General features: G+C 61.5%; 9 protein-coding genes, 1 tRNA gene and 1 pseudogene. 5 read left to right on the forward strand and 6 right to left on the reverse strand.

Translation table 11 applies throughout. The features are described 5' to 3' along the window. Nucleotides 1–29: 29 nt before the first annotated feature. The gene (locus tag QCM77_RS13950; RefSeq protein WP_279662679.1) at nt 30–1,052 is read left to right on the forward strand and encodes a LacI family DNA-binding transcriptional regulator; all 1,023 of its coding nucleotides are present in this window, start codon (nt 30–32) and stop codon (nt 1,050–1,052) included. Nucleotides 1,053–1,375: 323 nt separating this feature from the next. Then, nucleotides 1,376–2,284 (forward strand): NAD(P)-dependent oxidoreductase, encoded by a 909-nt coding sequence (locus QCM77_RS13955; protein WP_279683964.1) that lies wholly within the window; start codon nt 1,376–1,378, stop codon nt 2,282–2,284. A gap of 241 nt (nt 2,285–2,525) precedes the next feature. Here the strand turns inward: QCM77_RS13955 and QCM77_RS13960 are convergent, their stop codons facing one another. The 4 genes and pseudogenes from QCM77_RS13960 to QCM77_RS13975 all read right to left on the reverse strand — a co-directional run. Further along, complete coding sequence (locus tag QCM77_RS13960; RefSeq protein ID WP_279683965.1) at nt 2,526–4,133, reverse strand: porin; 1,608 nt, start codon at nt 4,131–4,133, stop codon at nt 2,526–2,528. 1,000 nt (nt 4,134–5,133) lie between these two features. Next, entirely contained in the window at nt 5,134–5,487 is a 354-nt protein-coding gene (locus QCM77_RS13965; protein ID WP_279683966.1) for a putative quinol monooxygenase, read from the reverse strand. Between the two features lie 34 nt (nt 5,488–5,521). Continuing rightward, the gene (locus tag QCM77_RS13970) at nt 5,522–5,974 is read right to left on the reverse strand and encodes an FAD-dependent oxidoreductase (protein ID WP_279683967.1); all 453 of its coding nucleotides are present in this window, start codon (nt 5,972–5,974) and stop codon (nt 5,522–5,524) included. A gap of 32 nt (nt 5,975–6,006) precedes the next feature. Next, nucleotides 6,007–6,294: pseudogene (locus tag QCM77_RS13975) on the reverse strand (class I tRNA ligase family protein); the annotation flags it as partial. Between the two features lie 63 nt (nt 6,295–6,357). Between QCM77_RS13975 and QCM77_RS13980 the strand changes: the two are divergent. Next, nucleotides 6,358–6,636 carry a hypothetical protein gene (locus QCM77_RS13980; protein ID WP_279683968.1) on the forward strand — a complete coding sequence of 93 codons (279 nt, stop codon included), beginning with the start codon at nt 6,358–6,360 and terminating at the stop codon, nt 6,634–6,636. 286 nt (nt 6,637–6,922) lie between these two features. Here QCM77_RS13980 and QCM77_RS13985 read toward each other — a convergent pair. Further along, nucleotides 6,923–6,997, reverse strand: a tRNA-Gln gene (locus QCM77_RS13985). Nucleotides 6,998–7,265: 268 nt separating this feature from the next. On the opposite strand from QCM77_RS13985, the gene QCM77_RS13990 reads away from it, so the two are divergent. Further along, complete coding sequence (locus tag QCM77_RS13990) at nt 7,266–9,044, forward strand: acyl-CoA dehydrogenase family protein (protein ID WP_279683969.1); 1,779 nt, start codon at nt 7,266–7,268, stop codon at nt 9,042–9,044. 106 nt (nt 9,045–9,150) lie between these two features. On the opposite strand, the gene QCM77_RS13995 is transcribed toward QCM77_RS13990, so the two are convergent. After that, entirely contained in the window at nt 9,151–10,407 is a 1,257-nt protein-coding gene (locus QCM77_RS13995; protein ID WP_279683970.1) for an MFS transporter, read from the reverse strand. Nucleotides 10,408–10,718: 311 nt separating this feature from the next. Between QCM77_RS13995 and QCM77_RS14000 the strand changes: the two genes are divergently transcribed. Beyond that, nucleotides 10,719–11,477: an enoyl-CoA hydratase-related protein gene (locus QCM77_RS14000; protein ID WP_279664072.1), complete on the forward strand. Its 759-nt coding sequence runs from the start codon at nt 10,719–10,721 to the stop codon at nt 11,475–11,477. Nucleotides 11,478–11,566 lie beyond the last annotated feature (89 nt).

Genomic DNA, 11,566 nt, shown 5'->3' on the forward strand with positions numbered 1-11,566 from the left:
GCAAGAGGCTGCCAGAGGGGATCCGGCCAATGGGAAAGGCGACGAAACGCACCGTCACTATTCGCGATGTCGCAGCGGCGGCCGACGTCGCCGTCGGAACGGTTTCCCGGGTCTTGAACGATCATCATTCGGTCACCAAGCAAGTACGCGAACGCGTCCAGAAAACGATTCTGACCCTGGGCTATCAGCGAAACGCCATCGCTCAGAGCATGCGCAGCTCCCGAACCAAGATGGTCGCCTGCGCCATACGCGACTTCGATATTCCGGCGTTCGCCAGCTACGTGAAAGCAGCGGAGGCAACCTTTCGGAGTGCCGGCTACACCTTCATTCTTGCAAGCACTGCAAACGCCAAGGACGTCGAGCTCTCTCTGCTGCAGACATTCAGCCAACGCCGCGTCGACGGCGTGATGATGACGATGAGCGACGAGACCGACCCCGATCTCGTCAACGCAATCACCAACGTAGCCATGCCGATTGTGCTGATCGATCGCGAACTCGTCCAATCAGTGGATAGCGTTTCGGCCGATCACCGTTCCGGCGCCCGTCAAGCCACCGAGTACCTGCTGTCGCTTGGCCATCGCCGTATTGCGCTTCTGGTCGGCGACCCGAAGGCCTATCCCTCCCGCAGCCGCATCGAAGGCTATACGGACGCTCATCGTTCTTTCGGGGTTCAGGTCGATGCGCACCTCATTCGCGATCGCCTGCTCTCGAACGAGGCGACGTTTCGCGAAACCGCGGCTCTGCTGAGCCGCAGCGAACGGCCTACGGCGATCTATGCCGCAGGTCTCGACACGCTGTCCGGGCCCTTGCGCGCGGTCCGCACGGCCGGCTTGGTGGTGGGACAGGACATCTCCATCGTCAGCGGAAACGATTCCGATCTTGCCGAGCTCAACACGCCGCCGATCACCGCGTTGCGCTGGGACCGCTCCGAAATGGGCCGCCATGCCGCCGAAATGCTGCTCGACAGGATCGACCAGAGCAGTCTGTCGCCGCCCCGCCGCATCCGGCTCCCCGTATCGCTTGTCGTCCGCGGCTCCTGCAGAGCGATTTGACCTCAACGACGTCGATCAGACAGGCTTCTCAAAAGTTGAGCGCGAGTATTGTCGTCGCGGGCAAAGCCTGTTCGAAGCCATTGTGCTCGCCCCAGTTGTCATAAGTTGAGGCGTTGGACCGATCAGCTCTTTTGAGCGCGAACTGCTCAGCATGATCACGTTCGTCAGCGCCCCCGCATCGTCTTCCTCATGGAGCCTGCGCCAATGTCAGCCACACGGCTGTAAGCGAAATCGCTTCAGTTCAATGAAACGGTTCATTGACACTACCGGGCTGACCTGCAAGGATCGCTCATGTCCAGAATCCTTATCTTTCGGAGCATCGGATGCAGCATCCCAGGATTGGTTTTGTTGGCTTCGGAGAAGCCGCGCAATGCTTTGCCTCGCACCTGACAGCGCAGGGCGCGGGACCGATCCTGGCTTATTGCAACGGAAACGCGAATCGACCGCCCTATTCCGAGGCCTTCCTCGCCCAGGCTGCTCGATGCGGCGTGACATTAGTCGACACGCTCGAGAGCCTGTCCGACATGGACGTGGTCTTTTCGGCCGTGGTCGTCGCCGTCGCCGGGACGACAGGGGAAGCGATCGCGAAAATCATCAGGCCGGACACGCTGGTGATCGACATCAATGCCTCGACACCGACCACCAAGAAGCGTGTGGCAAAGGCCGTCGAAGCGCGTGGCGGCCTGTTCGCCGACGCCAATCTGATGGGCGCAGTCAGTCTCTATAAGGCGGCCGTCCCGCTCTATACGTCGGGCAGCGGGGCTGCGCAATTTGCCAGCAGATTTGCGCCGTTTGGCTTCACGATCGACGTCGCAAGCCCGGAAGCGGGCACGGCGGCAGCGGTCAAGATGCTGCGCAGCGTGGTGACCAAAGGAATTGAAGCGCTGGTGGTAGAAGCGCTGACGGCGGCCTCACTGGCGGGCGTCCGGCAGGAAGCTCTGCGCGGCATCTGTGACACGATGGATGCGACAACTTTCAGCAAGTTCGTGGACATGTGCATCCGCACCGACGTCCTGCACGCCGAACGCCGGGCAGTCGAGATGGAAGGTGTGCGCGACGGTCTGCAGGAGCTCGGCCTGGAGCCCGTCATGACCGAGGCGGTTGTAAAGCGGCTTCGTCTGTCATCGGATTCAGCACTACGGAGCAACTTCGCTGCGCGCCAGAGCTATAGTGCTGACGACGTACTTGACGCATACCGTCAGAAGATTGCGCTGCAGCTCCGACCAGGGTGAGGTTGTGCCCCCGCCATCAGCATGATGCTGGTCCAGCGCCGAACTCAAACGAGTTCTGAAACACCGATGGCAGTCTGTCCATATTCGCGTCGTTCGAAGGCAGGCTCGTCCTCGCCAACCACCCCTGAGAAACGTGTGGCAGACAGCGTCTCCAGCAAGACCTCCGGCGGGCACGCCGGAGGTCTCCTTGGAGATTTAATCTGTGAGAGCCTTTGTTCTCCTTCGGTTGATTGATGAAAACTTACCAGTTGCGCTGAGCGCGGAGGAGCATAACGAGCGAGTTCTGATCCTTCAGCTCGTAGGTCGCGACCGGCTTGGCGGGAACCGGGATCAGAGCGGCCGGGGTGACAACACCGGCATACTTCTGGTCGAGATGGGTCCAGGCAAGGTCAGCCGAGAACGTCAGGTTCTTGACCGGGGTCCAGCGGGTGATGATGCCCACCTGGCCGATCGCGAAGTCCGGGTTGCACGAGGTCACGCCGGCAAACCCAAGACCGATCACGCCACCACCGGCACCACCAGCGCCGCAAAGCGTGGTCTTGGCCAGGGTGCCGAACTGCGCCTGAGCGTAAGCACCATAGATCGCCGTGTTCCAGTACGGATCCCAGTTATGGGTGTAGGCACCGCGGAAGCCCCAGGTCTTGACCGTCTCCTGCGAGCTACCCGTGACGAACACAGTGTCCGGAGCCGAGGCGAAGCCGAGGCTGCCGTAGGCAATATTCGAGCCGCCGAACATCGCGTAGCTGCTGCCCGCGAGGTTCTGGAAGTTGTAGCGGGTCGCGCCGTCGGTGTAGACGCCCTGGATATTGATCACGTCACCCGCACCGGTCGGGATGTTCTTGATCGACAAAGCGAGCTGAACCGCCCAACCCCATTTGTCGTCGGGGTGGCCAGTCGGCTCGGTCGCGCCGTAATAGGCAACGTGGTTGTCATGCGCAGCCACCGATGCCTGGAACAGACCCCAAGCCTGGTCGACACGCACCATACCGACGAGGTTCGGAGAACGCGAACCGCCAAGGGCGTTGGAGCCGTAGGAGGCACCGAGGACGCTGGACGCGGTCGCGCCGGACATGTTGAGGTTGCCGGCCTGCATATAGGAGGTCGGATCTTCCGCCGAGAACGACGCCGTGATGCCCTGACCGAAGTCAGCGGTGTACGAGAACTGGAGGATACCAGTGACCGTGCCGCTGCCGCCGACGAGGCTGTCGAAATTGTTGCCGGGATAGTTGGTCCAGGGCGCGTCGAACTGCGACACGGCCTTACCCATCGTAAAGCCGGCGAACTGGATGAAGGCGTAGTACACGCCGAGCGAACCGGCCGAGGTGTTGCCGTCGGTGCCGTTGACCGAGCCGCCGCCCGAACCAAACAGCGACGTGGTGGTCGCACCAGGAGTCGTGGCGGTAGCCAGCGCGCCGCTGTAGGCCGTCGTACCCGTCGCACTGCCAGTGCCGACGTAGTTGCCGGTCGTCCACGAGAAGACGCCATCGAAGAACGTGCGGACGACGCCGTACTCGGTCGCGGTGCGCGTGTCGATGTTGAGGTCTTCACGAGCTTTCAAGGTGTAATAGTTCGTCAGACGGTTGCGGGAACCGTTGGCGCCCTGGCTCGAAACGTTCTGGTTCAGGGCGAAGTCCGAGTTGGTGCCCAGCGTGGCGTCGAAGCGGAGGTAACCGCCCAGCTTGATGCAGGTGTCGGTGCCCGGGATGTAGTAGAATCCGGCACCGTACAGGGAGCAGATCTTCACGTATTCGACCGCCTTGGCCTTTACGGGGAGATCGGCTGCGAGCGCCCCGGAGACAGCCATTAGGCCGGCGGCCGAGCCGAGAAAGAGCGTCTTCGTCAACTTCATTAGTACCTCCAAGTCGGTTCCTGGGGCGCGACGCCTCGGTGGACGCCGCTTTGCCCTCTTTAATTTCCATTCAATTCAGGTCCGCACGGATGGTCCGGACTGAACGAAACAACACGTAGATCTCACTGAGATCGGCTTCGGTGACGACAACGACGGCGTCGTCACCCAAGAGCACGTCTTCTCCAAGAAATTGGAATGAACACGTTCCAAATTCGATCGAACAGCTGCTGTGGCGCTGCAATGCGCGCCACTCGTGACCGCCCCCATTTGTTTGATTTCCAGCCCGTTCCTAGGACAGCGATGCCACCGATCAACCGACAAATTCCGTCCTAGGCCGAATGAAACGTTACCAAATATGCGCATCACGTCAATTGAACGCGGTGCACAAATCTCGGTTGAGTTGCACGAATTGCGGGCGTCACCCTGCGTGTGTTTTGCGCAGTCCCGGCGGGTTGCACGATTGCTGGCTATCGACGTTTCGTGATCCGCTGTTGCCTGGCGCAGCGGAATTGCAGCCGTCCAAGCGCGCTGCTCGACGACGAGGATGAACCACCAAGGCGTCGTGAACACAGTCTTGGTTCGACTTCGCGGACTGGTGGGTTAGCTGTATCGCGAGGACAACGCTGACAAAGTGCGCAGAGGTCTGGCTGGGAACGGTAACGCCGGCAAATGGCCGTGGCTGACGTACGCGCCCGCCTTTGTCACGATCGCGACCTCACGCTTCGCAATGGAGAAGGTCAAGTCGATTACTGCGCTGCCGGTCCCGACCCTGACGAAGGAGCAAACACCGCGTTGTCGCTGAACGGCCGATGGGCCGCGATGCGATTATGCCCACCGCCCCCGCGTTAGCGACCGCAAAGTGTCGACGGCGTTTTGCCGGTGGCGATCCCCGGTTTTGCTGGGTAAAGTCGCGCGTCGACCTCCACAAAATGCGCTGACCAGAACGGCGCCGAAATACCAAAATGGTGGACTGGATCGTGACCAACCCTCCCTATTCAATCTACGACGACTGCGGGAGGCCAACAAATGGTACGAAGGGAATCCGCTCGCGTTTGGCACATCTTGGCAGAAGCTCTTTGATGGCCTCTAAAAAGTGAGGTGCTTGCTGATGGGCATCCCAGCCCGCTTTATTGAAATAGAGTTCAAATATGAAAAACTGCGCTTTATCATCAAGCGATCGGTACGGTAAGAAAAGCTTCACGCCTTCCTCGGCCATCGTCGGCGCCACCAAACTGTCTAGAATGTTCGCGACACTATCCTCTTCGCCTACTTTAGCTGTAATCGATATAGAAACCACAAACCCTTCGTTATAGTAACGGAAGGGCGGAATTGTCTCGTCCAGGTCACTGCTCATGATCATTCCTCTGGACAGCAAACCTATGCAAGGCTCAGCTGTGGGCTCGTTGCTTGCTGTCCAAAACCGCAGTACAAACCTTCTGCGCTGTCAGCGGCGCAAATTTATACCCGATTCCAGAGCAGGCAGTCATAATGATCGCTTTGTCGCGGATATGAAAGCTATCCGGCGTCGAGAATAAGGTCCAGTGGTTGAACCGGACCCTTCCGGTTAATGCAGAAAACTGCGGATATCTGATGCTCTGCTCATAAGACTCTGCATCGGTGTTAGCGACAATGACTCCAGTCCTAGAGAAGCCGTCGCATTCGAGCTCTCTCAAGAGTTTATCCCATAGCTCAAGAGCTGCATGAGCATCCAGCCCTCGGCTTGGATCTGATTTCCACGGATGCAGCAGACGATGTTTGCCATGGGAAGCCGAAAATTGATTCGGGATTTCGCCTTGGTCGATAACACGAACTGAACATCCCCTTCGCACGAGCTCAAGCACCGCTCAAGTGCAATTTTGAATGTGCTTAGTTTTCCTCTTATCTCTCGATCAACGTAAGCCTGCATTTCCTTCAAAATAAAGTTGGATTCCGCCAATTCCGGTGCGTTCAACGCAATGTAGAATCGCGCTTCGTCCACAGAGCAATATTCAAGTAGCTCCCGGCCCCAAATCGCGTGCTGCTTGCTAGTCGAGAACTTACTGCTATCGAGATAGTAGAACTCATTCGTTACTATCCAATCGGGCAGTTTCGCGGTGGGCAAAAACGACCGCGTTTGTGGAGTGGCGCTATGTTGACGTGAACACGACAGGCTCCAAGCCAACCCAATTAAAGTCGCAACTTCTATGGAAAACGAAAAGCGAAAAATCTCGAAAGGCGAAAAGTGGTGGTCCGGGAACCATCCTTTGCTGATCTCTTGAAATACATGGTCGAACGCGACGGCCTGACCGAAGATGAAATCCCGATGAACCGGCGTTGTGGCCCTCCGTCCAAGGCCCTCGACATGATTGCAGGCGATATCAAACCGAACTCGTGGACCATTCGCAACGAACTTGCAGGCGGCGTTCCGTTTGGTGAGTTCCCGTGGGCCGGTCTGCTGGAGTTGGTGCGAGACCTCATCAATTACGCGTACCGCGATTGGATACAGAGTGCGACTAAGGCGTGAGGCGGGACGCAGGTGATTTGAAGAGGGCTCGCACTCCGCGGATGCCAGCCGGCGACCTCCGTCGTGAAGCTGAATAGCTGGGCCAAGCTCAACATGAAAAAACGAAAATGGAAAAGAGATCATGTCGCGTCTATGTCGCGTGGAGCAGCCCGCACTGGTTTGCAAGCCTTGAAAACAGACGGAGATTTTTTGCGACATGACGCCACATGGAAGCCGCGAAAATGCGGAATCCGCGAAAATGCGTCGTGACACGCAATCTAATCGATTGTTTTTCCCTGATAATTTCTGGCTGGGGCGGGAGGGATCGAACCTCCGAATGGCGGAATCAAAATCCGCTGCCTTACCACTTGGCTACGCCCCATCAGGCCCTCGGGAACGGCGGAGGCACGCGCTACCGCAGATTCCCTCGATTGGTGCCGGTCTATAGGGAGAGACGCGGCATTTCAACCGCCCGAAGGGGCAAAATACCACAGCCCGCGGGGTGCCGTGCCGTACCTTATATGACCGCGACGCCGCCCCGTTCCCGACAGGCGTTCTTCCACCTCCTACGGACAGTTGAGACCTCCCCCGTTTCATGGGAATACGGCGCCAAGACCTGTCCCGCAAAGACCTGTCCACGGGAGTGAGCCATGACCTACCGCGCGCCGATCTCTGACATGCTGCTGTCGCTCAACCACGGCGCCGGCCTGAAGGCTGCCATGGAGGCCGGCCATTACGGCGATTTCGACGGCGATATCGTAAGCGCGGTGCTGGAGGAAGCCGGCAAGTTCGCAACCGACGTGCTGGCGCCGCTCAACAAGGTCGGCGACGAGCACGGCATCAAGCTTGGCGACGGCAAGGTCACGACCGCGCCGGGCTGGCCGGATGCCTACAAGCGCTGGACCGAGGGCGGCTGGAACGCGGTCTCCGGCCCCGAGGATTTTGGCGGCCAGGGCCTGCCGCTTGCGATCAACGCCGCCTGCACCGAGATCTGGAGCGCCGCCAACGTCGCCTTCGGCCTCTGCCCACTGCTGACGGCGTCGGCGATGGAGGCGCTGGACGCGCATGGCAGCGACGAGCTGAAGACCATCTATCTCGAAAAGCTCGTCACCGGCGAATGGACCGGCACGATGCAGCTCACCGAGGCGCAGGCCGGCTCCGACGTCGGGGCGCTGCGCACCCGCGCCGAGCGGCAGGCCGACGGCACCTATCGCATCAAGGGGACGAAGATCTTCATCACCTATGGCGAGCACGACATGACCGACAACATCGTGCATTTCGTGCTCGCGCGCCTTCCCGACGCGCCCGCCGGCACCAAGGGGATCTCGCTGTTCCTCGTGCCGAAACTCATGGTCAACGAAGACGGCTCGCTCGGCGCGCGCAACGACATTTTTGCCTCTGGTGTCGAGCACAAGCTCGGCATGCATGCCTCCCCGACCTGCACCATGACCATGGGCGATCATGGCGGCGCGATCGGCTTCCTGGTCGGCGAAGAGAACCAGGGCATGCGCTGCATGTTCACGATGATGAACCAGGCCCGCCTCGGCGTCGGCCTCGAAGGCGTCGGTGTTGCCGACCGCGCCTATCAGCTGGCCCTCGGCTATGCGCAGGAACGCAAGCAGGGGCGCGCCGTCGGCAAGAAGGGTGACGGCTCCGACGCGATCTTCGTGCATCCCGACGTCAAGCGCATGCTGATGCGGATGCGGGCGCAGACCGCGGCAGCACGCACCATCTGCTATGCGACCGCCGTCGCGATCGACGTCTCCACGCGCGCCAAGGATCCCAAGGTCCGCGCGGACGCTGCCGCGCGCGCGGCGCTGCTGACGCCGATGGCCAAGGGCTATTCGACCGATATCGGCAACGAGGTCGCCTATCTCGGCGTGCAGGTGCATGGCGGCATGGGCTTCATTGAGGAGACCGGCGCTGCACAGCATTATCGCGATGCCCGCATCACAGCGATCTATGAGGGTACCAACGGCATCCAGGCCATCGACCTCGTCACGCGCAAGCTCGCAGCCAACGGCGGCGCGGCGGTGTGGGCGCTGCTCGACGAGCTCTCGGCAACCGTGAAGCTGGTCGAAGCCTCCAACGATCCCGCCTTCGGCACCACGGGCGTGAAACTGCGCGAGGCACTGGAGGCGCTCACGCGCACCAGCAAATGGCTCCTGGAACGCGTTGGGTCTGCGCCGAACGAGGCGCTCGCCGGTGCGACGCCGTATTTGCAGCAGTTCGGGGCCACGCTCGGCGGCTGCATGCTCGCATCCGAAGCGCTCGCCGCGAAAGCCGACGGCAACACGGACGCCGCGCGCTACGTCTCGCTGGCGCGTTTCTTCGCCGAGAACATCACCGTGCAGGCCGGCGCGCTCGAGCGCACCGTGACGGAGAGCGCGGAGTCGGTCGCGGCGGCGGATGCGGTGCTGTTGGGGTAGGGGGAGCGCGCTATTGATCCGTCATCCTGAGGTGAGAGGCTTGAGATGCGAATGCATCGCAAGCCGAACCGTCACCCTTCGAGGGCCGCTAAAGGAGCGGCCACCTTCAGGGTGACGGGGATAGATTGGGCGAATCTTCCACCCGTCTCCCCGGCCGCCACAGCACGATGCCAGCCGCGACGAGGTCGAGCACGACACAGAGCGCGAATGCCGTCGTGTAATCGCCGGTCGTGCTGCGCACGAGGCCGACGATGCCGGGACCGAAGGCGCTGACGACACCGCTGATCGAGGTCCCCAGTCCCATCGCGGCGGCGAAGGCGCTCGCGCCGATTTCGCGCTGGATGATCAGGGGCGGGAACGTGATCATGTTGCCGATCGAGAAGCCGTAGACGGCGCAGCAGGCGAGCAGCACCGTCGGGCTTGTGCTCTGCACGACGACGAACAGCGCCGCCGCCTGGCTCGTCATCGACGCCGCGCAGGCGAGCCGCGGATCGAGCCGGTCGACGAACAGGCCGAGCGACAGGCGCCCGACCACTGCCATCGCCGCCATGATGGTGACGGCAAGGGCCGCGGCAGAGCGCCCGATAAGCGGCTCGAGGAACGTCACCTGATGGATGATGAATCCCATCTGCGCCAGCAGCGCGACTGCGATCGGCAGCACCATGGTCCAGAATGCCGCGTTGGCGAGCAGCGTCTTGCGCGAGTGAACCGCAGGCGCGGCGGTGCCGCTACCGGATGAGCCTCCGTCCGACGTCGGCGACATTTCGGCCCGCCAGCCCGTGAAGATGACCACCACCGGCAACACCAGCACCACCATCGCTATCGTGGCCGCCAGCATGGCGGAACGGAAGCCGATACTGCCGCTTAGCGTCAGCAGCAGCGGAACGAGGACGATGCCGCCGCAAGTCGCGCCGTTGAAAGCGAGGCTGAGCGCGAGCCCGCGTCGCCGTTCGAACCAGGAGTTCAGCACGGTCGCGATCACCACGGTGCCCATGCCGGTCCAGCCGACCGACATCAGCGCGTAGGCGAGATAGAGCTGCCAAGGCGTCTGCATCATCGCCAGCAGCACCGTCGATGCCCCGAGCGCCGACAGGCCGCACAGAATCAACGATCGCAGCCCGATGCGGGCCAGCAGATCGTCGGTGAAGATGACGAGGACGGAGGTCAGGAGAAAGGAGAAGGTGCTGGCCGCGGAGACCAGCGTGCCCGGCCAGCCATGGGCGCGCTGGAGCTCGGCGAGATAGACGCCCTGGCCGTACAGGCCGAAGCCGAACATGAAGAAGGCCATCAGGAAGCAGGCCAGCACGACGCGCCAGCCGCGGTAGTGCAGCGAGGATTCGTCAACGCCCGTAGCGACAATCATCAATCGAGCAATCGGCCAAAGGAAACGGCATGGGGCGATCGTGCCCCACAACTACCGGTTTTTCAAATGAAACATTGTAGCCATCTGTTGCAATGCGCAACCGCACATGCGAAGCGATACAACCGGCGCGCCCCGACGCGATGCGGTTCCCGAACGAAATCGGGTCGCGGGCGGCGGCGCCATGCGCCGAACTTGCGGAGATCGTTCTCGAAAAGGTGGAGCGGGCGGATTGGCACGCCTGCAAGATGATGTAGGCTGACGCTTGCGAGACTCGCCAAAGTCAAGCGTCGCGGCGACCGCAGGGAGCTCTCATGCCGAATGGCAATATCGTCGTCACCGAAGAGCGCGGAACGCGCGTGATCACCCTGCGCCGCCCGAGCAAGAAGAACGCGATCACGCAGGGCATGTATCGGGAGATGAGCCGCGCGATCGACACCGCGCAGAACAATCCCGACATCCGCTGCATGATCATCACCGGGGGCTCGGGCGTGTTCACCGCCGGCGACGACATCGACGATTTCATGCACGCCGACACGTCGCGCCCCGAGACGCTGTCGGACGGCGCCAAGTTTCTCTATTCACTCGCCCTCAACGCCAAGCCGGTCATCGCGGCCGTGGACGGCGCGTCGATCGGCATGGGCACGGTGATGCTGTTCCATTGCGACTATGTGCTGGCCTCGAACGCTGCGACCTTCTCCGCTCCCTACATCCATCTCGGGCTCGTGCCGGTCGGCGCGGCCAGCCTCTTGATGCCGAACACGATGGGCTACCAGCGCGCCTTCGCGATGCTGGTGATGGGGCGGACCTTTACTGCCGCGGAAGCGCATGCCGCGGGCTTCGTCAACACCGTGGTCTCGCCGGGACATACCGAGGTCGAGGCGCGCAAAGTGGCGCGCGACATCTGCCGGCTGCCCGCCGAAGCGGTCGCCACCTCGCGCAGACTGCTGCGCGCCGCGCCCGAGGAACTCACCCGCCGCATCGATCAGGAAGCCCATCTGTTCGGCGAGCGGCTGAAGTCGGAAGAAGCCATCGCCGCGTTCAACGCGTTTGCGAACCGGAAGAAGCGGTGAGGTACCTTTCATGACCCGCGCTTGTCATTCCGGGGCGCGCGAAGCGCGAACCCGGAATGACAGCAACAAGCTTCGTGAAATCTTCGCGT

Source organism: Bradyrhizobium nivariense (assembly GCF_029846695.2).
Lineage (GTDB): Bacteria > Pseudomonadota > Alphaproteobacteria > Rhizobiales > Xanthobacteraceae > Bradyrhizobium.

What these genes read in the sequence shown, in the direction of transcription:
- QCM77_RS13950 (WP_279662679.1), top strand. Translation starts at nt 30, where the DNA reads ATGGGAAAGGCGACGAAACGCACCGTCACTATTCGCGATGTCGCAGCG.
- QCM77_RS13955 (WP_279683964.1), top strand. Translation starts at nt 1,376, where the DNA reads ATGCAGCATCCCAGGATTGGTTTTGTTGGCTTCGGAGAAGCCGCGCAA.
- QCM77_RS13960 (WP_279683965.1), bottom strand. Translation starts at nt 4,133, where the DNA reads ATGAAGTTGACGAAGACGCTCTTTCTCGGCTCGGCCGCCGGCCTAATG.
- QCM77_RS13965 (WP_279683966.1), bottom strand. Translation starts at nt 5,487, where the DNA reads ATGAGCAGTGACCTGGACGAGACAATTCCGCCCTTCCGTTACTATAAC.
- QCM77_RS13990 (WP_279683969.1), top strand. Translation starts at nt 7,266, where the DNA reads ATGACCTACCGCGCGCCGATCTCTGACATGCTGCTGTCGCTCAACCAC.
- QCM77_RS13995 (WP_279683970.1), bottom strand. Translation starts at nt 10,407, where the DNA reads ATGATTGTCGCTACGGGCGTTGACGAATCCTCGCTGCACTACCGCGGC.
- QCM77_RS14000 (WP_279664072.1), top strand. Translation starts at nt 10,719, where the DNA reads ATGCCGAATGGCAATATCGTCGTCACCGAAGAGCGCGGAACGCGCGTG.